Below are 21,942 nucleotides of genomic sequence, written 5' to 3'. Positions count from 1 at the left end.
TATGATCAAAAAACGTTATTTTTCCGCTCTAATCTTTTTATTTCTAGGTTTGATATTGTCGTTACAGATAACCAGTGATATGAGCGTTCAGATGCAAATGAACGCATTGCAAAAATGGTTTTATGGCGCGAATGAAGAGTTTGATTATGTTTCAATTCTATTTCTTGAATCTCGATTGCCTAGGCTAATGATGGCGTTGGTGGTGGGTGCCACATTGGGGTTGGTGGGCAGTTTGATGCAACAGTTAACCCAAAATCCATTGGTCTCACCATTAACCCTTGGTTCGGCATCAGGTGCATGGTTGGCGCTTGTCGTTTGCAATATCTGGTTCCCGGCATTAGCCAGCGATTTTTCAACTATTTTTGCTTTGCTTGGGGCGATGCTAACTCTGTTGCTGGTGATTCTTATTTCTGGTTTGAGGAACTTATCTGGATTACCAGTGGTGCTCGCCGGGATGGCCGTGAATATTCTTCTAGGCGCTATCGCCACCGCGATTATTTTACTCAATGAACAATCCTCTAAGAATCTGTTTATTTGGGGCGCAGGGGATTTAGCGCAAAATGGCTGGGATCAAGTAAGGTGGTTGTTGCCTAAGTTAATGCCTGCTTTGCTGATTTTTGCGTTCGCACCACGAGTGTTAGCTTTACTAAGATTAGGGCAGACGAATGCCGCGGCTCGGGGTTTGAATATCGTTCCTATGTTTCTGTTGTTAATTGGTTTGGGCCTTTGGGTTGTCTCTGCCGTTATCTCTACCGTTGGCGTCATCAGCTTTATCGGACTATTAGCGCCAAATATCGCGAGGAAATTAGGGGCGAGAACACCATTGGCGGAGCTAAATTTAAGTACCGTTTTGGGGGCGTTTTTGCTCGTATTTACGGATACATTAGCCATTTGGTTGAGCTCGCTTAGTTTAGATATTGTTCCAAGTGGTATAGCAGCGGCATTTATTGGGGCTCCGGCTCTGATCTATTTTTCCCGTACGCAATTGAAAGCGCAAGATAGCCTTTCTTTCACCTTACCTAAGACCAACTTTATGTTCAAAATAGAGACGATAATCGGTGTGGTTTTCGTTTTGATAGGGGTTTTCTTTCTGTCCATTTTTGTTTCTAAACAAGTGATAGATCAAAGTATCGTATGGTCACTAAAGTGGCCGAGTGAGTTTGGTTTAGAACTCCGTTGGCCTAGAATGTTAACGTCGTTATCCGCTGGTGCTGGTATAGGTGTGGCAGGGGTGTTGTTGCAACGTTTGATTTATAACCCATTAGCGAGTCCTGATATCTTGGGCCTTTCCGCTGGTGCGACATTTGCGCTAGTGGGTAGCAGCCTGTTTTTAGGTTTTAATATATTTGAAGCGGCACCTTTAATCGCCTTTTTTGGTAGTTTACTGGCTCTCGCAATTTTGCTTCTATTGGGTAGAAGACATCACTATGCACCATCTATGATGGTACTTATTGGGATTGCCTTAACGGCTCTGATTGAGGCTATGGTCCAATTTTCATTGGTACGTGGCGATGAGAACTCTTATGTTATTCTAAATTGGTTAGCGGGCTCTACTTATAGAGTATCACCACAATACGCTGTCATATTAGCGGTGATGGTTGCGATATTGATCGCTTTCGTTTTCCTAACACAGCGATGGTTGACGCTTATCTCCGCTGGTCGAGTTTTTGCGCAATCGCGCGGAATTAATGTTGGCAGAGTATTTATCATTTTACTCTGTTGTGTAGCATTACTATGTGGTGTGGTAACCAGTTTTATGGGGCCAGTGGCATTTGTTGGGTTGTTAGCACCGCATATTTCGGTCATGTTGGGTGCAAGAAAGGTAGGACAGCAATTAATTACTACTGCTTTGATAGGGGGCACACTTATGCTCTTTTCAGATTGGTTAGGACAAAATATAGTGTATCCATCGCAAATCGCGGCGGGTACGATAGTGTCCATCATAGGTGGCGTCTATTTCATACTTCTGCTCATTAAAGGGCGAACAAAAAGCTAATTTTTTATGAATAAACATGGAAATAAAATGCGATTAAAAAGCATAGCGGCGTTAAGCCTCGTGGCAGTAACAGGATTCGTTAATGCTGGTTCGCTCACTGAATCGGCTAAAGTAGAGCAAGCTATTATTAAAGACGCAGGGCGCAGTCAACATGTTGTGAGCGACAGTTCAGACCATGCTTTTGATCTACAATCTGAAATTGACTCGCTGAAGGCTGAGGTGGATGGACTTACGATTTATAAAGACCATCTTGGCAATTTAATTCTTAGCCAAGAACAAGAGCTCTCCAGCGTAGAATCGCAATTAGATGACATAGCGGAAACGAGGCAGAGTATTGTACCGTTGATGTATCAGATGTTGGATGGTCTAGCGACATATATTGAACACGATATGCCGATACGTCTAGATGCACGCGTTGATAGAGTGACGCAACTGCGTCAGCTTATGATACAAGCCGATATTAGCGATGCTGAAAAATTTCGTCGTATCTTAGAGGCTTACCAGATAGAACTCGATTACGTAAACAAACTTGGAACCTATACCAGCGCCATAGAGATTGACGGCGTGATTCGCGAGGCTGAACAGCTTTATCTTGGGCATGTTTCATTCATTGCTCGCAGCCTAGATAAGAAAGAATACTGGGTTTGGAGTGACCAAAAGAAGACATGGAGTTCGTTAAATTCGGCGTTAATTAGTGATCTAGATAATGCGTTTTTGGTGGCTAATAAACGTGTAGCACCTACTCTTTTGTTATTGCCCCTCTCCACACAGGAGGTGAACAAATGAAAAACATAATCAGTTTCGTTTTGCTGACCCTTTTGGTTTCTAATGTTCACGCGCAGTCCGATCTATTGGACACGACGAAACAGGTTCGTGTCGAAGAAAATGTCGCCAATCAAAACAGGGAGCAATCTTTTAAAGCACAAGAGCAAGCGTTGGTTCAACTACGCGATGAGCTGTTAGTAAAACGTGGGACGTTACAATCCAATATAGAGAGAATCAGCGACCAGTTTAGCCATAATGAACAAGTTCTTGCGGAAACAGAGAAAAAGCTTCATTTAGAGTCTGGCAGCTTAGGAGAGCTTTTTGGCGTGGTTAGGCAGGTTGCTAAAGAGTTCCAATTTGTTCAAAAGAGCGCAATTACCGCGATTGGAGAGGCCAATTCTTTACGCGTTGTTGACGCTATCGTTGCCGCAAAAACGTTACCTTCCAAGTCTCAGTTATATTCTCTTTGGCATGCGTTTGAACGTCAGTTAGAAGTGGGCTCAACGATTACAGAGTTAGAAGTACCGTACGTTTTACCTGATGGTATTGTCACCAGTAAAGGTGTTGTGCGTATCGGCTCATTTGGGTTGTTAGACAATGGTGGTTATTTAGATTGGTCGGGTGAACAAAGAGGCGCTAAGCCTTATCAAGTTCAACCTCAATATCTACCTCAGGTTGGCCTAGCTGAGGTGAACTCGGCATTGTTCGCCTTTGACCCATCTGGTGGCAAATTACTAAAGCAACTTTCATTGACCCCGACCATAAAGGAAAGAATCGAGCAAGGTGGTATTATCGGTAAAGTGATATTAGCACTGCTCTCCATCGGCTTGCTTATCGGTTTGGTTCAAGGGGCGTTCTTGTTTATAAGCCGACACAACATTAACGTTCAACTGAAAGATAAAGATACCATAGGAAATAATGCACTAGGTCGAGTTTTAGGTGTGTATAAGTATGATCAGTCACCCAACGTAGAAGCATTAGAACTGCGCCTGTATGAAACGATATTAGACGAGCAACAGAAGTTAGACCGAGGGCTTTCTATGCTCAAACTCCTTGCTGCTTTATCCCCTATGTTAGGCCTGCTAGGTACGGTGACAGGGATGATAGAAACATTCCAAGTGATTACTCAGTTTGGCAATGCCGATCCACGAATGATGGCATCCGGTATCTCTACTGCACTCATTACAACGGTACTTGGCTTAGTCGCCGCTATGCCGCTGCTGTTTATGCACAATGTATTGAGCTCACAAGCCGAAAACGTACGAACATTGTTAGAAAAACAAGGCGTTGGCCTAGTGGCCCAACGCGCTGAACAATATTTGAGGCAGAGCTAAACGTGGAATGGATGAGCTTATTTTCTGATCTTGGCTTTGGGAATGCATTGGCGCAATTTATGTCCAAAGGTGGCCCAATACTTTGGTGGTTAGCTTCCCTTATCTTGCTGTTTTGGCTTATTGCCATCGAACGGGTTCTCTACCTGTTGGTTACGTTTCCCAAAAGACAAAATGAGTGGCTAAAAAATTGGGGTGCAAGGGGTGACCACCATTCCTGGTACGCACAAAAACAGCGCGACGCCTGGGTCAATCAAGCACACATAGAGCTGTTTCAGAATATCAATCTGCTTAAATTGATCATCAGCCTGTTTCCTATGCTTGGTTTGCTCGGTACGGTGACAGGGATGATTTCCGTTTTTGATGTGCTAGCGGTAGAAGGAACATCGCAACCTAGGCTGATGGCATCGGGTATATCCATGGCAACGCTACCAACAATGGCGGGTATGGTTGCTGCATTGGCTGGGGTATTTTGCTATTCCCAACTGTTTGCCGCATTGGAGAAAAGAGAAGTGCATTTAGAGAAGTTAATGAGGAGCCGAACATGAGATTAGGCAGCCGCAAAAAAAATCAAGATGAAGCACAGATAGATATGACGTCGATGCTCGATATCGTATTTATCATGCTGATTTTCTTTATTGTCACCAGCTCTTTTGTTAAAGAATCAGGTATTGAGGTCAATCGACCTCAAGCCTCTAATGCCGTTAGTCAAAAAGAAGCGGGTATCTTCATTGCGATTACCGCCAATAATGAGATCTATATCGACAAGCGTATCGTGGATAAAGAGAGAGTGCAGGCTAACTTAGAGCAGCTTTTAACCGATCAGCCTAACGCGTCGGTGGTAATTCAGGCCGATGAATTTGCGTTTAACGGTACGGTAATTTCGGTTATGGACTCAGCCAAGGGTGCCGGCATTGTTAATATCGCTTTAGCGACGGAGAAGAAATAGATGCTTCGCTTCCTATTGGCTCTGCCGGTTGCGTTATTCGTAAGCTATAGCCTTATGGGTATGATGGCGTGGATGGTGGATCTCAATACCATAGAGAGCAAGCCAGAAAATGAGTCGATACGATTTGATTTCTTTATGAATGAAACTGAGTCGCTAAGTCAACGGAAAAGTCGTGAACTCCCTAAACCGCCGGAAATGAAACCTTTACCTCCCCAGCAGGCATTGGCTCAGCCTCAGCAGGATGTCTCATTGAATACGCCGACGTTAGCGCCAGTTCCAGAGATAAACTTAGATCTGTCGGTGACAGACATGAAATTTGCCGTCGTCGTGCCGAGTACTCCAAGTCCAAAGGCCACAAACACTCAATTAGCCCAGCAACCAATACCGGTGCAAATGGGACAAACCCAGCAAGTAATGCCTTTGCACCGCATGAATCCGATCTATCCAAGAAAAGCGCTGCAGAGAAAAATAGAAGGTTATGTGGTGTTTTCTTTTGATATTGACCGCGCTGGAAAGCCCCAAAATATTAAGATAGAAGCGTCTTATCCGTCGCGAATATTTAACCGGGAAGCGCTAAAAGCATTAAAGCGATGGAAATATCAACCAATGATGGTGAACGGATTGGCACAAGTCAGAAGCGGTCAACGAGTAAAACTGGAGTTTAAAATCCAGTGATGAAACGTAAATCAATCTCGATTCTTTTTCTAGCGATGCTCTATTGGTTACTGGCGTCACCTGTCGCATGGGCGGAATCAAAAGAGTTATCGCATCGCACTGCTCGGCAGGTGCAAATTGCCTATGAATTGCAACGTAAAGAAAAACCGGATGAGGCGATCACCGTACTTACAAATCTAAACCCCAGCGGACAATATGATTTCGCGTATGTCAATCGTATGCTAGGTGGACTTTATTGGCAAACTCAGCAATCACAACTGGCAATCAAAACGTTGACGTTGGCTATCAATCAAAAGGCATTACCTACCGTTCAGCAGAGAGATACACAACAAATGTTAGCCGATATCTTATTGATGGAAGGTCAGTATAAATTGGCAGAATCCCACTACCAAAAGTTATTACCCGCGTATGAGCAAGCCAAAGATCTTGAATGGCTATGGCTTCGAATCGCTCAAGCACAATATCAACAACAGGAGTGGGCGCGAGTCGAGTTGTCGATTGGTCATCAACAACGATATCGTCAACAAGCAAAACTTCCATTGAAAGTGATGCCGCTCAATATGCTGCTTGGGGCTCAGCTTGCACGGAAGAAATGGCAAAATGCAGTGCCAACAGCGTTGTCTTTGAGAACATTAGAACCAGACAAGTACGTATGGTGGCGTCAACTGATTACACTCTATATTTACACGCAACAGCAGCAGCAAGCACTGATTACCTTGCAACAAGCGGATCGTGTAGGATTTGAGTTGAGTGATCAATATCTGATGTTGATGGCCCAATTGTATGCACAGGATGGGGTTCCCAAAAAAGCGGCACAAACCTATGCAAGGTTAAAAGGGCTAGATAGCAGTGCCACATTGCGGGCCCAACAAGCGGAGTATTGGCAGGCGGCGAAAGAGTGGGATAAGGCCGCCTCTATTTGGCTTAAGGCGGCACAAATTGACAATAAGTTTTATTGGCAACATGCGCTTTTGTTACTGAAAATGAGGGACTATAAACGGGCATTAATTAGCATTGATAAGCTGACCAACCAGACAAGTCAAATGTTGTTGGCAAAAACGCAAGCACTGAGCGCGATCGGAAAAAAGGAACAAGCATTACAGGTCGCCACTGAGTTACACAGGATAGAATCGAGCGAAGAAAGCCTGCGTTGGATTAAATATTTGAGTGAAGATTGATGATCGACGGTAAAATACACCTTAAAAGGTATATAATTCTAGGTCATTAATAATTATATTGATTCTTTGAAATACGACTTAAGAGGTCCTCGATGTCTTCTATCCAAAATTATATGACGGAACACCACAAAACGTGTGACAACCTATTGGTTGACGCTGAAGGTTTATTGGCTGATAAAAATTGGGTTGGGTTTAGTCAAGCTTGGCAGATATTTGAGCAAGAGACGGTGGCGCACTTTACAGCGGAAGAGGAGATTCTTTTTCCAGCATTTGAACAAAAAACCGGTATGACGAGTGGCCCGACTATGGTTATGCGTTCAGAACATAGCCAGGTAAAAGGGATGTTCGAACAGATGAATAACGCCATTCAAGATAAGAACCTAGACAGAGCCATGGGCATAGTTGAAAGTGTCATGTTATTGATTCAACAGCATAATATGAAAGAAGAACAGATGCTTTACCCTATGACCGATATGCATTTGCCGAACAATGATGAAGTCGTATCACAAATGGATAGCCAACTGTCAACTTCTCGAGGTTAATCGAGCTATGGTTAATGACGGCACGACAAATATTCGGTCACCTAATTTGCCAGATATATTCAGGCTCGATGTGAGTATTTTGGAGCCTCCTCACCCTATGACGGAGATAACCAAAGTGTTATCTGGTTTGCCGATGGGTGGTCTACTACGGGTTTCACATAGGCGAAAACCCGCCCCTCTGTTTGAAATTATCCAATCCAAGTATTTATATCGGCATGTGGAGATAGATGAAGGCAAGCACCTTATATTTATCTGGCATCGAGATGACGCCGATACAACAGAATACGTGAGGACTCGTAGCAATGAGAATGACTGGACTTAATTTCGATGCCATTCCTAGACTCGATGTTCCATTACGTTTTTATCTTACCGCCCCAATTTTTGCTCTCCTTGGCTCTATTTTACTTATAGACCAAGGTAGCCAAATTTGGTTGAGCCGATGGATGCCTGCTTCACTTGCTATTACGCACTTGTTCGCTTTAGGTGTTATGGCAATGATAATGATAGGGTCACTGTTTCAGATAATGCCTGTGTTATGTGGCGCGCCTATCACCATTGAAAAATCACGGCTGGCTTTGATGCATACGGGGATGATAGCCGGAACCTTAACACTGGCCGCTGCGTTTATGGGGTGGGTTAGTTTTGTTTTTGGCTTTGTTTTTCTAGGTCTGAGTGTCGGTTATTTTGTGCTTACATTGGCATGGGTTTTAATTAGAAATGCCGGAGGAGAACAGACAAGATTGCCTATTTTATTGGCAGTTTTCTCGTTAGGGTTGCTACTGATTGCTGGCTTGTTGCTTATCTCTGGCTACTTATGGGGAATTCAACCTGCCGTGGGTAAAGCGTTAACCAATTTTCATGCGAGTATTGGTATCTTTGGCTGGGTGCTACTGCTGGTGATGGCCGTCAGTTTTCAAGTAATTCCTATGTTTCATGTCACCCCGGTCTTCCCCAAAGTTTGGCGTAATACACTCGTCTTTGGTGCCGTATTTTCGTTGGTCATGATGACGCTGGCTACCTTCGCAGGATATAACCTCTATTATGTCGGCGTGTTTAACGCTTTAGTTGGTATTGCTTACGCTGTAGTTGGCAGTGTTCAGCTTAGTAAGCGAAGAAGAAAACTGCCCGATGTGGTGATCAATTATTGGCGAGTGGGTTACGGTTGCCTTGCCATTGGCTGTTTGTTTATTATCGCCCTGCCTTACTTCCCTGCGGCTATAAAGGGAAAACTAGAGATTCTGTTAGGGTTGGTGATTGCTCTTGGTTTTATTATTGGTGTAATACAAGGAATGTTGCTCAAAATTGTCCCTTTTCTGATCACGTTACACCTGCAGAAAGTTGCGATGGCGAATCCCGCCTCTATGATGATGCTGCCCGATCACTACAGTTTGATTAGTCGAAAGCAAGGTAAGGTACAGTACTGGCTATATGTAGCCGTCTTATTATCGATTGTGACCAGCTTTTTTGTACCACAACTTACCATCAGTATTGGTGTCTGTATCATGTTGAATTGGATGTGTATTGGTTATAATTTGCTAAGAGCATTTATTCTACACTCGAAACTAAGAGAAAAAATGCTTGCTGCGTAAGCAGTGGATTTTAAAATTAAAGCCGCTACACTGTGCGACAATTAACATGTTTTAAATATCGCGAGCTATGGTGCCCGTGATTTAACAATTTACTAGAGACGGACAATGTCATTTTCTAAGCTTGGATTAAGCGATCCTATCCTAAAAGCCGTAGCCGACCTTGGTTACTCATCTCCAACAACGATTCAAAAACAAGCCATTCCGGTGGTTCTAAAAGGTGAAAACCTTATTGCAGCGGCACAAACGGGTACCGGTAAAACGGCAGGTTTTGTTTTACCTATACTGGAGATGCTGAGCAAGGGAGAAACGCAAAAGAAAAAACGTTTCCGTGCGCTTATTCTTGTCCCTACTCGTGAACTTGCGATTCAGGTAGAAAGCAGTATCGTGCAATACGGTAAACACCTTGGTCTTAAATCTTTGGCTATGTATGGTGGTGTTGATTACCATCCTCAAAAACAGGCTCTGATTGATGGCATTGATATTCTAGTGGCAACACCGGGAAGACTGATAGATCTTTACGGTCAACATGCAGTCCATTTCGAAGAAGCTGAAATTCTAGTATTGGATGAAGCGGACAGAATGTTGGATATGGGCTTCATTGAAGATATCAATAAGATTATTGGTCGTCTGCCCAAGAACATCCAAAATCTGCTATTTTCTGCGACGATGTCAAACCCAGTGCGCGAATTGGCAAGAACAGCGATTAATGATGCTACAGAAATCGCGATTACTAAAAATGCGGCTTCTAAAAGTAATATTAAGCAGTGGTTAGTCACAGTAGATAAAGATAAGAAATCGGCGTTGTTAAGCCATATGTTAAACGAAAACAGTTGGCCTCAAGCGTTGATATTTATTGAAACTAAACATGGCTCTGCCAAGCTTGTTGCACAGTTAGAAAAGCGCGGTATTGCTGCTGAGGCCTTCCACAGCGGACGAAACCAAGCTTCGCGTGCTCGCGTGCTGGAGGCATTTAAAGATGGCTCAGTTAAGTATCTGGTTGCGACAGGTGTTGCCGCACGTGGTATTGATATTGATGACCTTACCTGCGTGATCAACTATGATCTGCCGTATCCTGCTGACGAATATGTGCACAGAATAGGGCGTACAGGCCGTGCCGATGCTCAAGGTGAAGCGGTTTCATTGGTATCAAGAGACAACTTCAAACACCTTTGCATGATAGAAAGTCGTTTGGGCCACCTGATTGAACGTCGAACAGTAGAGGGTTTTGTACCAACAAAAGAGGTGCCGATTTCTATTCTAAATTATGTGCATAAACATAAGAGAGAAGAGAACAGCTAAATCGCCACTCTTCTATAATTGATAGTGATGTGCTTCACAAAAGCTGTTAGAATCGCCCCAAATTTGGAAAGCTGGTATCGACCAGCTTTTTTGTGTAATTAAGAAAACTATTAGGTGTCCCGTGCTTACAACTGCAAACATCACCATGCAATTTGGCGATAAGCCACTATTTGAAAATATCTCCGTTAAATTCGGTAACGGTAATCGCTATGGTTTAATCGGTGCCAATGGTAGTGGTAAATCGACATTCATGAAGATCCTAAGTGGTGAACTAGAGCAATCAGGTGGCACCGTTTCTTGTGATCCTAATGAACGCATGGCGAAATTAGGCCAGGATCAGTTTGCTTATGAAGATTACACTGTTATTGATACAGTGATAATGGGACACAAAGAACTTTGGAAAATTAAAGAAGAGCGTGATCGCATCTATTCGTTACCTGAAATGACGGACGAAGATGGCATGCGTGTAGGGGATCTTGAAACTGAGTTTGCCGAGATGGACGGTTATTCTTCGGATGCAAGAGCAGGAGAATTGCTGCTCGGGTTAGGTATTCCAGAAGCGCAACATTACGGCTTGATGAGTGAGGTTGCTCCTGGTCTTAAAGTTCGTGTACTTTTGGCGCAGGTGCTGTTCGCTGAACCTGAAATCATGCTTCTTGACGAACCAACCAACAACTTGGACATGCATACGATTGCTTGGCTAGAAGATATCCTGTTGGCTCGTAACTGCACCATGATTATTATTTCCCATGACCGTCACTTCTTAAACTCTGTATGTACCCACATGGCTGATCTTGATTACGGCGAGCTACGTATGTTCCACGGTAACTACGATGAATATATGTTTGCAGCAGAACAAGCGCGTGATCGTTTGCATGCAGACAACGCGAAGAAAAAGGCGCAAATTGCTGAACTACAAACGTTTGTTAGCCGTTTCTCTGCGAATGCTTCTAAAGCGAAGCAAGCCACCTCTCGCCAAAAGCAATTAGACAAAATTCAGCTTGATGCTGTTAAACCATCAAGCCGCCAATCGCCGTTTATCCGTTTTGAACAAGAGAAAGAGTTGTTCCGTAATGCGTTAGAAGTTGAAGGCTTAAAACAGGGTTATGGTGAAAATATCTTGTTTAACGGTGTCGACTTGATGGTTGAAGTGGGTGAGCGAATTGCGATTATCGGTGAAAATGGTATCGGTAAATCAACGCTACTAAATACCCTTGCTAGATCCATGGAACCAATGGCAGGTATGATTAAATGGTCTGAAAATAACAACATTGGTTATTATGCTCAGGACCACGCTCATGACTTTGCTGAGGACCTCAATCTGCTTGATTGGATGGGACAGTGGAAGAATGAAGGCGATGACGAGCAAGTTGTTCGTGGTATTTTAGGTCGTATGTTGTTTTCACAAAACGATATTAAAAAATCAGTTAAAGTTATCTCCGGTGGTGAGCAAGGCCGTATGTTGTTTGGTAAGTTAATCATGCAGAAAGCCAATATATTGCTGATGGATGAACCAACGAACCATATGGATATGGAATCTATCGAAGCACTTAACCTTGCGTTAGAGAACTATAAGGGCACATTGTTCTTCGTTTCCCACGACCGTCAGTTTGTATCGTCAATCGCAACACGCATTATCGAGATTACGAAAGATGGTGTGAGTGATTTCCACGGTAGCTACGAAGAGTACCTAAGTAAACTTGGCGTCAAAGGCTAGCCACAAACCAAATGAAGCAAGTAAAAAAGAGCCCAGTAGGGCTCTTTTTTGATCTGACTAAGTTCGCTCGTTTTTCCTATCGTTATATTCATAGGAAATTAAGTCAGACTTGACACCTGCTCCACTAGAGACTTTGCTTCTAATGAAGGTAGTAGTAAACAATAAGAATGACAAAAGAAGTCAGGACCATACTTTTTAGTGCTACAGTTTATCTTGTGAATAATAAAAAGCCGTGCTTCTAACGGACGAATAAGAGTTGATATTGATGATAATAAAAACAGCAAAAATAGTGACATTAACACTCGCAGCCTTATTTATTGGTGGTTGTGCTAGCTACAGCATCTCAGAGCAAGATATGACTGAATATCTGCAAGATAGTGTCGTTCTTGAGCAATCAGTTGGCATCGAGAATGTCATGTATGCACAAGTTGCGGTTGACGATCTTAAAGTGAAAATTGGTCGTTCAGATGCAGAGCGCGTCTCCGTTTTTGCAAATACTCGTGCACAAGTGCAGATGTTCAGTATGCAGAATACTGAACTGGATCTTGATATCGAGTTTAGTGCGATTCCTGAATATGATCAGGAAAGCGGAGAGATATTTTTAAAATCACTTCGTTTAGAGCAGCTTGATGACCATAGTCAGCAGCTCACTCCTGAAATAACGAAGCTTCTAAAACCGGCGGTTTCTATGATTGGTCATGCGCTGTCTCAACTCCCGGTCTACAAGCTGGATGGGGACCAAGTTCAGCAAGCACTGCTTAAATCGGCGAAACCTAATTTAGTCATTAAGAATAACAAGCTAGTGATCGAGTTGTTTGATTAAAGGGGGATTCGCGAATAGGTCTCATTAATTATTCATAACAAGATTAACGGAATTTTCCGTAGATAAGTGATGAAACAGCGGGAGGGTACTGGTGAACAAAATTAACCCAAAGAAATTACTTAATAGTAAATGGACAGCCGTTAATCCTATCAAAAAGGAAAAGCACTTTTTAGTCACAGAGGTAGAGATAGAAGGCAATGAAGTGATGCATTGTTTAATAGAAGCCATTATCTCTAAACGTACACAAGCGATAAACTGGAACGACTTGAAAAATACGGATAATTGGCTTCTTGGCTGGAAATAAGTAAAGACACCTAGCGTGAACAACTGTCCTTATTACATCGAGATGTACCCGTTAACCAAAACGATATGCGATATCTGTTTTTGGCAAAATAAAGGTAACACCAATCGGCCATTGGCTTGATTATACGCCAGCGAAGTGGAGCATAGAGCCAACCTCTCCCTACCAACTGCCACGCGCGATACGTGGCATCCAAACCGAGTAATAATTGTCCTTTATCGTCTAGAGCGTGCAAGATAGTATTCGCTTTTTGGGCATCAATTTGCGGATAATTGAAAAAAGTATCACCGTAAATATCGACTGTCTGGATAAGCTTTGTAGGATCTTGTTTTGTAAGCGCCTTCATTTCTTTTGCGCAGAGTGGGCAGGTTCCGTCATAGAATAGGGTCAATTGCGTCATGGCTGTCTCGTTATTGTTTATTGCAGTTATGTTGATACGATCCTTTCTTTACGTTGGATCACTTAGCCCCTCCATTCACCAACGGACAAGTAAAATAATCTCATTTGATAAGAAGATGTCTGTTTCTAATGGCAGGCTTTGTGTTTATGTTCATATCATTACCTTTTGTGTGTGAACTTTCGTCCGTCTCGAATGTTAAGAATCATTAGACTAGCGTTAATAAATCCAGCAATGAGTTCAAGGGCTTGGACAATGTAAAATGCAGTATCGAAACTACCTTCCATTGCCCACTGGTTGAGCATAATCGCTGAAGGTAAAAGGATTAAAAGCCCATTCATGGCAATAAAAGGCATGCGCTTTTTCTTGCTTTCAATGAGGCGTCCTTTTCGTCCCTTAGAGATTAGAAAACCTGTTGCGCCTGTTAGTGCAATAGCAGGAATAAGAATAAAAAGACCCGGTGATACGATAAAGGATTTTACTTGTGCTACCGATTCTAAAGAGCCGAATAACTCAACGATTATGGTTGATGTAAAGAAAGTAACGACGCAAAGCGTCGCAATGATGGCAGATATTCTATGAATTAAGAGTTTCATTAATGTCTCCATGATAGTATGTTTAGCAACATGTTGTCAATTGTAATGATATGACAACATGTTGTCAAATAAGCGATGGAAAAAAACATGACTACAAAAAAAGAAGGGGAAACCTTTACCCAAATTGTTTTGGAAATTTTTAGGGTAAGTGGAATGCTGAACGCCGAGGGTGATGAAATTTCAGAGGAATATGGACTGAGCAGTGCACGATGGAAAGTTATGGGCGCTATCGTTACCTCTGAGGGCTTACTGACTGTCCCTCAAATCGGACGTTCTATGGGACAGAGTCGACAGGCGACACAACGTGTCGTTGATATAATGGCAAACGATGGATTATTAGAATGGGTCGTTAACCCTAGCCACAAAAGGGCAAAATATGTAGATCTAACAGAAGAAGGAATGCGTATATATCGCCTGTTAGATACAAAGCAAAGATTGTGGGCAATGAAAGCGGAAAATATACTTACGGAAGATGAATTGAAGCAAACATTATCGGCACTTCAAAAAATGGCACGTTATTTTGAAGACTAATTTTAATCGGTGTGAAACTTCATCTTGCCTTACTTAAGAATAGCGTTGGATATATCGATGTAGTAACCTTTCCGTTTACACAGATAAAGTGCCTTCATGTCTAGAAGCCAACGACTCTTTGACTTACTCCAATTGCTGCGCTGTCACAAATACCCTGTCTCGGCTGAACATTTAGCTCATGAGCTAAATGTGAGTGTGCGTACTATCTACCGAGATATCGCCACACTACAAACGCAGGGCGCGGAGATTGAAGGCGAAGCGGGGCTTGGTTACGTATTAAAGCCGACGTTTATGCTACCGCCGCTGATGTTTTCATTGGAAGAGTTAGAAGCGCTCCTGCTAGGCGCCGATTGGGTTGCCAAACAAGCAAATGGTGAGTTTAGTGGGGCAGTAAAAAATGCTATCGCAAAGATATCGGCGGTATTGCCTGTTGATCATAGCGCGAAGCGCAACGAAGATGTCATACGTGTGGCTTCTGTTATTGAAGTACCACATCTAACGAGAGAATTGTCTGACATTAAGCATGCTATCCAGCAACAATTTAAGACCAAAATTATCTATGTAGATGCGCAAGGAGTCCCTAGCGCGCGGACAATCTGGCCTATTCTTATCGGTTTGTTTCAGCAGCATTATGTTTTGGTGGCTTGGTGTGAAACAAAAGAGGCATTTCGTAATTTTAGGCTTGATAGGATAGAAGAGTGGCAGACACTTGAACAAAAGTACCGACGTGCTCGTCGTGATTTATTGAAAGAGTGGCAGCAAAAGGAAGGCATTGGTGAGAAAAACGTACGCTACTGACAAGAACTGTCATTCGCGTTCGTTATATTACTCATCAAATCACGCTGTATCGCTTTAGGAGATAATATGTTTAAGATCGATTCGTTTGTTCTCTATGTCAAAGACATTGAAACCAGTAAGAAATTCTATACGAAAACCTTTGAGTGTGAGGGACAGGTTTTATCACCAACGTTCGTCTCTTTCTCCTTAGGCGAGGGTGTCACTATTGAGTTAAAGCAACTCGCGCAGGTTTTACCTTCGGCTAACATCCTGGGTGGAGGAACAGAGTTATCCTTGGTAGTTGAAGATTCAAAAACACTGCACGAGCTTTACGAGCAATGGAAAACCAAAGAGGTCGAATTCCTCCAAATGCCGACTAAGTTGGTTTTCGGTCTGACGTTTGTTGCCATTGATCCTGATGGGCATCGGATTCGGGTGTTTACACAAAACCTCTAATTGACCCCTAGTTTATCGTTAATAGCGGGTCACCTGATAAGCTAGGGTAATCACTAAGCTTCATGGCTTATCTATCGACATACGTCCTGATAAAGCTGTTCGGCGAGCTGTGTTATGGTGTCACCTTGAGGATGAGTATGAGCGAATGTTCTTAAACCATATATGCCCATCATCAGATAATGAGCGCGAGCATCGGCCTCGCGGTCGCTGCTTATTTCTTTTAGATCAATTGCTCTTTGCAAAACCTGAGTAATTGCTTGCTGCCAGTTAGCCAGATGAAGAGTGATAATGCCATGTACTTCATCGTCGTTCTCTGTGACTTCGTTCAATGCTTTAGTTAATAAACAAGCCCGAGAGGCATCGCAGCTTTGGCACTCTACAACGATATTATCTAGATAGGATTTAAGCTCAGCAAGCACCGAACGTTGACCTGAAAAAAATCCAGTGAACTCTGTAATTCTATCCTGATGATACTGGTCTATTGCTGCTAAGAAGAGACCGCGTTTGTTTTCGAACGCACAATAGATAGAGCCCGGGTGTAAACCGGTGGCGCCTTTTAAATCTTGCATACTGGTCTTGCTGTAACCTTTATCCATAAAGGAGGTCATAGCAGATCGTAGTACTTTCTCTCTATCAAACTCTGCGATTCGCATTATTAATTTGTCACTCTCGTTAGGACTCTTATCGTAATAATTTGTGTTAGTGAAACTATTGTAACCAATATTGAACGCTTATTCAAAAAAGATCTTGAACGCTCATTCACAAAAGAGTATCTTGAATGCACATTCAAGATACAGAGGTCGCTATGACTGATAACTTATTTCAAACTTATGCTCTCAATAAAACTTTATCATTAAAAAATCGCATCATTATGGCACCACTGACGCGTTGCATGGCGGATGATGACCTAATACCAACTCAAGATATGGCCGATTATTATGGTCGTCGAGGCGAAGCGGGGTTAATCATTTCAGAGGCAGTAATCATACGACCTGATGGTCAAGGTTACCCGAATACGCCCGGTTTATTTACTCCGGCTCAAATCGACGGTTGGAGAACGGTGACAAATGCAGTGCATCAAAATGGCGGCAAAATTTTTGCCCAAATTTGGCACACGGGTCGCGTGGCACACCCTCATTTTTATCAATCAACAGGCAATCAAGATGTGATGGCACCTTCAGCCGTTGGGGTTGAAGGTAGTGTCCCTAGAATGCGTGAATTAACGTATCAAATACCTAAGGCTATATCGGCTGAGGAAATTGCTCAGTTAGTAAGCGACTATTCCCAAGCAGCAGCTAACGCGATTGATGCCGGCTTTGATGGCGTTGAAATTCACGGTGCTAATGGCTACTTAATTGACCAGTTTTTACATCACGACAGTAACCGCCGTATTGATGAATATGGGCAGACACCTGAAAATATGTCGCGTTTCGCACTTGAAGTGGTGGACGCTATTGTTGCTCGTATCGGCAATGAAAGAACGGCACTACGAGTATCTCCCGGTGCCTATGTCAATATGGCCGGTGACAGTCGTGATCGTGATGTCTTCGACTATCTTGTCCCTGAACTGGAGAAACGTGATTTGGCTTTTCTACATATTGGCGTTTTTGATGATGCGATGGAGTTTGAATATCTGGGTGGTCGCGCTTCAAGTTATGTTCGCAATATCTATAACAAGACGTTAGTGGGCGTAGGCAGTTTCACAGCAGAAACAGGCAGTGACGCTATCGCGAATGACAGGTTTGATCTGCTTGCGATTGGGCGACCATTTATTGCTAACCCGGACTATGTTGAGCGCGTTCGTACTGGGAAAGACCTCATTGAGTACTCAGATGAGATGCTGACTAGCTTGATATGATGCGAGCGCTTCGTTGCCGCTGATAACGATAAAAAATAATAGGGTTAGCTTTGTGCTAGCTCTTTTTTCATCGCTTAAGTATATGTATCTATCAGGAGAGTGTTATTGGTAATTAACCGTATACTTCTCTTGCACAAAGTCATTCGCAAAGGTGATCGCTTGCGCTTGCTCTAACTGTATATCCTTAAATGTTTTACCAAACAGTGGAATGCCTTCGCCTAACAACACGGGTATACGGGTAATAGTCATTTCGTTGACTAATTGAAGATTAATGAAGGCTTGGATGGTCGCACCGCCATCAATGTAAGCATGATGATGGCCTTCTTTTTCAAGTCGCGATACTAAGGCGTTAAGATCACCGGAATACATCTCTACTTTGTCCTTCATATTATCCGGGGCGTTTTTCAGCGTATTACTGAGTACAATAATACGTGTATCGCCGTAGAACCATTCTTCTGGCGTTAGATTCATGCTTGAAATCACCTCCATGCATTTTCGACCCATGATCATGCAATCAATAGATGCCATATATTCAGTCAGACCCATGTCCGCATGTTCACCCAAATCGGCGTCAAGATTACCAGCGGTATGTAACCAATCTACATTGCCATCTTTTTTGGCGATAAAGCCATCAACACTTGTTGCGATATATAGGGAACATTTCATTTCAACACCTCTTTCTTGTTTTATCTCGCACACACTATCCAAACATTGGTTTTAAGCTCAGAATGATTTATAATTAATTCTACAATGTAGGAATTAACATTATTTTAGCGAGTGAATAGAATGATTGTCAAGGATAAAAAAAGAGGTCGCCCAAAAGGTAAGAGTAATAAATTGAGTGCACGATCTATTTTGGATATGGCGAAAAGTTTGATGCAAAACGAAGGGAAAATTCCGAGCATTCGTAAATTGGCATCAAGTTTAAGTGTTGATGCAATGGCCATTTATTACTATTTCAGCAATAAAAATACTTTACTAGAAGCCATTACGGTTTCTCTGATAGAAGATATCTATGAACCAAAAGTTAATGACGATTGGAAGCACGAGCTAACCGAGCTTTCCACGAGCTATCTGACATTACTTGATAATTATCCAGGATTACTGGAAACATTACTTTCTATGGATGCTTCGGGCCCTGCGCAGGTGTTTATTGACCGATTTAATGACGTGATTAAACCACTGAACCTTGATGAGGATAAGAGAACAAACGCGCTAAATTTATTGGTGGATTACCTACATGGGTATGCCTTAGCGTTAAACAACAAAAACGCTAAGGTCGACTTGAATGTCGACATGCTGATAGGGCCGCTTAATTTCTACTGCATTGCACTAGAAAATGCTAAATAAGGCATAATTAATTATGGTACGCTTGCGTATCATAATTGGGTGGTGTACATTTAATTACATCAAATAAATATAGAGCGGAGCCTTCAGAAAATGAAAAAAACGGACAAAAAGGCCGTAGGCCGCCCTATCGATGATGAGAAAACACAGAAAGTGTTTGAAGCCATAGACAACATATTGGCGAACGAAGGTATATCTAAACTCTCCATAGAACGAATTGCTAATACCGCAAAGATATCTAAAGCAACGCTATATCGCCGCTTTCGTAATCTTAAAGGGATATTGAATGCCTACGTCGAGACCTTCACCAGTAACGCTCTTACCCCACTTTTACAAGATAAAAAAGTGAATGTAAAAGACCCTATAGACCTAGAACAACTACTGATAAAGCTAGGTACAAATCTGATGAAACTCATCACTCAGCCTAGAGTGATTGCTTTTGACAACGCGATGCTTTCTGCCGGTGTGGAGTATTCAGAATTAAAACAAGATTTGTTTAAGAAAGGCCCACAAAATGCGATCCGTCAAATTGGTAATGTACTGGAACAGGCGGGAATAGTGTCGGATTTTTTTGATAGCTATCGCTTAGGTGATATTTTGTTCCATATTTGGCGTAGTGGGGTTTATGACAAGGCGAGGGTTTCCGGACAAGTTGTAATGAATAGCAAGCAACTCGATCAACACATAACATTAGGCACTCAGTTTTTTCTAACCAAGTTAATTTAGAGGGATTCGAATGAATATACCAAATACTCGTATCCTGGTCGCTGGTGCGACGGGCTATTTAGGAAGTCACATTGTTAATGAATTGCTCAAACAAGAGGCAGACTTTAAAGCTCTGGCGAGGCGTCGTTCTAAATTGGTCAAGATGGGGCTCGTTGATAAGCAAATTGAGATCGCCGAAATAACAGAGGTGAGTACTTTAAAGGGGTGCTGCAACAATATAGATGTTGTGATTTCATGTGTAGGCATTACTCGTCAAAAGGATGGGTTGAGTTTTATGGACGTTGACTTTCAAGCCAATCTTAATCTGTTGGAAGAAGCGGAAAAATCAGGTGTCAAAAAATTTATCTATATCTCTGCCTTTAATGCTCCTAAATATCGGCGTGTACGGCTTCTCAACGCGAAAGAGCGTTTTTCTGAAAGGCTCCTTGCATCCATTAAGCTAAAACCTTGCGTGATAAGACCCAATGGCTATTACTCTGACCTAGAAGAATTTTATTCTATGGCAAAATCCGGTCGAGCTTATGTTTTTGGTCAAGGTGATGTAAAACTAAATCCCATTCATGGTGAAGACTTAGCGCAATTTTGCATAGATGTAGTAGAAAAAGATGAGCCTGAGTATGACATCGGTGGGCCAGATGCTCTCACCGTGAATGAGATAGCAGAGCTCGCATTTCAGGCCCAAAATAAGACGCCAAAAATCACTTTTTTACCCGATTGGATAAGAACCATGTTCTTGTTTTTGGCGGCAAAGCTTCCTGAAAAATTAACGGGTTCTGCGGAGTTTTTCCTGACGGTGATGGAAAAGGATATGATTGCACCAGTCTATGGACACCGAAAATTATGTGATCACTTTCAAGACATTTTTCACAAAGAATCACCAATATTAGATGAGTCGAAAGACGAGCGAAAAAACAAATTCCATTGATGCATGATCACCATATAGATTGCTCCTAATGTAAGTAATGCTGTTCGGTTAGTGTTAAATACTTCGTCATTCCCGTGAAAACGGGAATCTTGGTGATATTAGATCCCCACTTTCGTGAGGATGACGTTGGTTTTCGTGAAGATGACGTAGACTTCGTGGAGATTAGATGCGGTATATACAAAGGAAAAAACGTTGGTATGAAAAAAATTTCAATTAGCAGAATACATACCAATAAAGGGATATTTCGCATATCTGCCAGTATCGATAAGAGTAATTCTATCTTCTATCAATCGGTAGACTTTATGAGCACAGATGGTTGGTGTGAACTCGATATTGAATCTGTTGAGGGTAAGCGGATTATGTTGGGAATAGAAATGGAAATTATAGAGCATATAGAGTCATGAATAGTTCTGAGAGCGTCGCTTTCTACACACTTAATGCTTTGTGTTTTAAGCCACATTTTTTTGAGCAAAATACTTTTATAATGACAGGTAATCCGACTGAAGAGAGAATGCCGATGCTAAATGAAAACCATGCCTTTATCTTAGATTTTCCTGATCTTAAATTAGACATTGTTCAGCTTAACCACGACGACCCAATATTCAAAGCCGATCTTCAGCAATATCATGAACTGGACTACAGTATCCGCGAGCTAGAGATAGCAGGGAGCCCAATTGATGATGACAATATGCATGAGCTAAAGCTTCAACGTATGGCGCTAAAAGACAGTTTATATAAGCAGCTAACCAAACATCATGAGCAAGCAAAAGAGTAAACCACCGGAGCCCGTAAAGTATGCATGGCGTTTAGGCTTTGCTTGACGTCAAATTAACGGGAGAGTTTGATCTATTACTAAGTGAAGACGAACGATAGAGATATTTTTTGATAGATGATGAGATCAAAAAAGAGCCAAGAAAAAAGACGATTACAGTCTACTTTCTTGGCTCTTTTTTTGACAGCTCTTTTACAAGAGAGATGTTACATCAGAATCGCTAAAACAGTGGATACAGATACAACAGCAAGGCCTACAAGTCTAAATAGAATCGGTGCTTCGTTCATTTCTGTAAGCTCAGTCGACTTCCAAGTTTTTAGGGCAGCTCTCAAATCGTTATTTACAGTCATAATATTCCCCTTACATTGCATTGCCAATCTCGATTAAATACA

28 protein-coding genes are annotated in these 21,942 nt (G+C 42.3%); 23 read left to right on the top strand and 5 right to left on the bottom strand.

What is annotated here, in order from left to right; all coding sequences use genetic code 11:
* Position 1: 1 nt before the first annotated feature.
* The 14 genes from fhuB (at position 2) to IUZ65_RS17400 (ending at position 13,168) form a co-directional block, all read left to right on the top strand.
* The gene (gene fhuB / locus IUZ65_RS17465; RefSeq protein ID WP_195705318.1) at positions 2 to 1,996 is read left to right on the top strand and encodes a Fe(3+)-hydroxamate ABC transporter permease FhuB; all 1,995 of its coding nucleotides are present in this window, start codon (positions 2 to 4) and stop codon (positions 1,994 to 1,996) included.
* A gap of 27 nt (positions 1,997 to 2,023) precedes the next feature.
* Positions 2,024 to 2,782, top strand: a complete 759-nt coding sequence (locus IUZ65_RS17460; protein WP_195705317.1) for a DUF3450 domain-containing protein — start codon at positions 2,024 to 2,026, stop codon at positions 2,780 to 2,782.
* Positions 2,779 to 4,095, top strand: coding sequence for a MotA/TolQ/ExbB proton channel family protein (locus IUZ65_RS17455; RefSeq protein WP_195705316.1), 1,317 nt, complete (start codon positions 2,779 to 2,781; stop codon positions 4,093 to 4,095). The genes IUZ65_RS17460 and IUZ65_RS17455 overlap by 4 nt, the downstream gene beginning before the upstream one ends.
* A gap of 11 nt (positions 4,096 to 4,106) precedes the next feature.
* Positions 4,107 to 4,640 carry a MotA/TolQ/ExbB proton channel family protein gene (locus IUZ65_RS17450; RefSeq protein ID WP_195705315.1) on the top strand — a complete coding sequence of 178 codons (534 nt, stop codon included), beginning with the start codon at positions 4,107 to 4,109 and terminating at the stop codon, positions 4,638 to 4,640.
* Entirely contained in the window at positions 4,637 to 5,041 is a 405-nt protein-coding gene (locus tag IUZ65_RS17445) for an ExbD/TolR family protein (RefSeq protein ID WP_195705314.1), read from the top strand. The genes IUZ65_RS17450 and IUZ65_RS17445 overlap by 4 nt, the downstream gene beginning before the upstream one ends.
* A complete protein-coding gene (locus IUZ65_RS17440) occupies positions 5,042 to 5,716 on the top strand; it encodes an energy transducer TonB (protein WP_195705313.1) in 675 nt (224 codons plus the stop codon).
* Positions 5,716 to 6,894: a hypothetical protein gene (locus IUZ65_RS17435; RefSeq protein ID WP_195705312.1), complete on the top strand. Its 1,179-nt coding sequence runs from the start codon at positions 5,716 to 5,718 to the stop codon at positions 6,892 to 6,894. Before IUZ65_RS17440 ends, IUZ65_RS17435 begins: the two co-directional genes overlap by 1 nt.
* A gap of 92 nt (positions 6,895 to 6,986) precedes the next feature.
* The gene (locus IUZ65_RS17430) at positions 6,987 to 7,436 is read left to right on the top strand and encodes a hemerythrin domain-containing protein (RefSeq protein WP_195705311.1); all 450 of its coding nucleotides are present in this window, start codon (positions 6,987 to 6,989) and stop codon (positions 7,434 to 7,436) included.
* Positions 7,437 to 7,443: 7 nt separating this feature from the next.
* Positions 7,444 to 7,758 (top strand): DUF2249 domain-containing protein, encoded by a 315-nt coding sequence (locus IUZ65_RS17425; RefSeq protein WP_195705310.1) that lies wholly within the window; start codon positions 7,444 to 7,446, stop codon positions 7,756 to 7,758.
* On the top strand, positions 7,739 to 9,025 hold the full coding sequence (locus IUZ65_RS17420; protein ID WP_195705309.1) for a hypothetical protein: 1,287 nt from the start codon (positions 7,739 to 7,741) through the stop codon (positions 9,023 to 9,025). The genes IUZ65_RS17425 and IUZ65_RS17420 overlap by 20 nt, the downstream gene beginning before the upstream one ends.
* Positions 9,026 to 9,130: 105 nt before the next feature.
* Entirely contained in the window at positions 9,131 to 10,324 is a 1,194-nt protein-coding gene (locus tag IUZ65_RS17415) for a DEAD/DEAH box helicase (RefSeq protein ID WP_195705308.1), read from the top strand.
* Positions 10,325 to 10,445: 121 nt separating this feature from the next.
* Positions 10,446 to 12,041 (top strand): ABC-F family ATPase, encoded by a 1,596-nt coding sequence (locus IUZ65_RS17410; RefSeq protein ID WP_195705307.1) that lies wholly within the window; start codon positions 10,446 to 10,448, stop codon positions 12,039 to 12,041.
* A gap of 265 nt (positions 12,042 to 12,306) precedes the next feature.
* Complete coding sequence (locus IUZ65_RS17405) at positions 12,307 to 12,864, top strand: DUF1439 domain-containing protein (RefSeq protein WP_195705306.1); 558 nt, start codon at positions 12,307 to 12,309, stop codon at positions 12,862 to 12,864.
* A 91-nt stretch (positions 12,865 to 12,955) separates the two neighbouring features.
* Complete coding sequence (locus IUZ65_RS17400; protein ID WP_195705305.1) at positions 12,956 to 13,168, top strand: TIGR02450 family Trp-rich protein; 213 nt, start codon at positions 12,956 to 12,958, stop codon at positions 13,166 to 13,168.
* A 10-nt stretch (positions 13,169 to 13,178) separates the two neighbouring features.
* On the opposite strand, the gene IUZ65_RS17395 is transcribed toward IUZ65_RS17400, so the two are convergent.
* Entirely contained in the window at positions 13,179 to 13,565 is a 387-nt protein-coding gene (locus tag IUZ65_RS17395; RefSeq protein ID WP_195705304.1) for a thiol-disulfide oxidoreductase DCC family protein, read from the bottom strand.
* A 158-nt stretch (positions 13,566 to 13,723) separates the two neighbouring features.
* Complete coding sequence (locus tag IUZ65_RS17390) at positions 13,724 to 14,158, bottom strand: hypothetical protein (RefSeq protein WP_195705303.1); 435 nt, start codon at positions 14,156 to 14,158, stop codon at positions 13,724 to 13,726.
* 87 nt (positions 14,159 to 14,245) lie between these two features.
* Here IUZ65_RS17390 and IUZ65_RS17385 point away from each other — a divergent pair, with 87 nt between their 5' ends.
* The 3 genes from IUZ65_RS17385 to IUZ65_RS17375 all read left to right on the top strand — a co-directional run bounded on the left by IUZ65_RS17385 (position 14,246) and on the right by IUZ65_RS17375 (position 15,922).
* Positions 14,246 to 14,689, top strand: coding sequence for a MarR family winged helix-turn-helix transcriptional regulator (locus IUZ65_RS17385; protein WP_195705302.1), 444 nt, complete (start codon positions 14,246 to 14,248; stop codon positions 14,687 to 14,689).
* Positions 14,690 to 14,785: 96 nt separating this feature from the next.
* Positions 14,786 to 15,487 (top strand): helix-turn-helix transcriptional regulator, encoded by a 702-nt coding sequence (locus IUZ65_RS17380; protein WP_195705301.1) that lies wholly within the window; start codon positions 14,786 to 14,788, stop codon positions 15,485 to 15,487.
* A gap of 66 nt (positions 15,488 to 15,553) precedes the next feature.
* Positions 15,554 to 15,922, top strand: a complete 369-nt coding sequence (locus tag IUZ65_RS17375; RefSeq protein ID WP_195705300.1) for a VOC family protein — start codon at positions 15,554 to 15,556, stop codon at positions 15,920 to 15,922.
* Positions 15,923 to 15,993: 71 nt separating this feature from the next.
* Here the strand turns inward: IUZ65_RS17375 and IUZ65_RS17370 are convergent, their stop codons facing one another.
* A complete protein-coding gene (locus IUZ65_RS17370; protein WP_195705299.1) occupies positions 15,994 to 16,575 on the bottom strand; it encodes a TetR/AcrR family transcriptional regulator in 582 nt (193 codons plus the stop codon).
* 152 nt (positions 16,576 to 16,727) lie between these two features.
* Between IUZ65_RS17370 and IUZ65_RS17365 the strand changes: the two genes are divergently transcribed.
* Entirely contained in the window at positions 16,728 to 17,780 is a 1,053-nt protein-coding gene (locus IUZ65_RS17365) for an alkene reductase (RefSeq protein WP_195706413.1), read from the top strand.
* A gap of 102 nt (positions 17,781 to 17,882) precedes the next feature.
* Here the strand turns inward: IUZ65_RS17365 and IUZ65_RS17360 are convergent, their stop codons facing one another.
* Positions 17,883 to 18,446 carry a dihydrofolate reductase family protein gene (locus IUZ65_RS17360; RefSeq protein WP_195705298.1) on the bottom strand — a complete coding sequence of 188 codons (564 nt, stop codon included), beginning with the start codon at positions 18,444 to 18,446 and terminating at the stop codon, positions 17,883 to 17,885.
* Between the two features lie 120 nt (positions 18,447 to 18,566).
* Between IUZ65_RS17360 and IUZ65_RS17355 the strand changes: the two genes are divergently transcribed.
* The 5 genes from IUZ65_RS17355 (at position 18,567) to IUZ65_RS17335 (ending at position 21,553) form a co-directional block, all read left to right on the top strand.
* Entirely contained in the window at positions 18,567 to 19,130 is a 564-nt protein-coding gene (locus tag IUZ65_RS17355) for a TetR/AcrR family transcriptional regulator (RefSeq protein ID WP_195705297.1), read from the top strand.
* Between the two features lie 90 nt (positions 19,131 to 19,220).
* Entirely contained in the window at positions 19,221 to 19,853 is a 633-nt protein-coding gene (locus IUZ65_RS17350; protein ID WP_195705296.1) for a TetR/AcrR family transcriptional regulator, read from the top strand.
* 10 nt (positions 19,854 to 19,863) lie between these two features.
* Positions 19,864 to 20,778: an SDR family oxidoreductase gene (locus IUZ65_RS17345; RefSeq protein ID WP_195705295.1), complete on the top strand. Its 915-nt coding sequence runs from the start codon at positions 19,864 to 19,866 to the stop codon at positions 20,776 to 20,778.
* A gap of 197 nt (positions 20,779 to 20,975) precedes the next feature.
* Complete coding sequence (locus IUZ65_RS17340; RefSeq protein WP_195705294.1) at positions 20,976 to 21,182, top strand: hypothetical protein; 207 nt, start codon at positions 20,976 to 20,978, stop codon at positions 21,180 to 21,182.
* Between the two features lie 113 nt (positions 21,183 to 21,295).
* Complete coding sequence (locus IUZ65_RS17335; RefSeq protein WP_195706412.1) at positions 21,296 to 21,553, top strand: YdcH family protein; 258 nt, start codon at positions 21,296 to 21,298, stop codon at positions 21,551 to 21,553.
* A gap of 203 nt (positions 21,554 to 21,756) precedes the next feature.
* On the opposite strand, the gene IUZ65_RS17330 is transcribed toward IUZ65_RS17335, so the two are convergent.
* Positions 21,757 to 21,900, bottom strand: coding sequence for a hypothetical protein (locus tag IUZ65_RS17330; protein ID WP_195705293.1), 144 nt, complete (start codon positions 21,898 to 21,900; stop codon positions 21,757 to 21,759).
* Between the last annotated feature and the right edge of the window lie 42 nt (positions 21,901 to 21,942).

The sequence above is a fragment of the Vibrio sp. VB16 genome (assembly GCF_015594925.2).
Taxonomy (GTDB): domain Bacteria; phylum Pseudomonadota; class Gammaproteobacteria; order Enterobacterales; family Vibrionaceae; genus Vibrio.
Note: the sequence above shows the minus strand (reverse complement) of the source record. Positions and strands in the feature narration are given on the sequence as shown.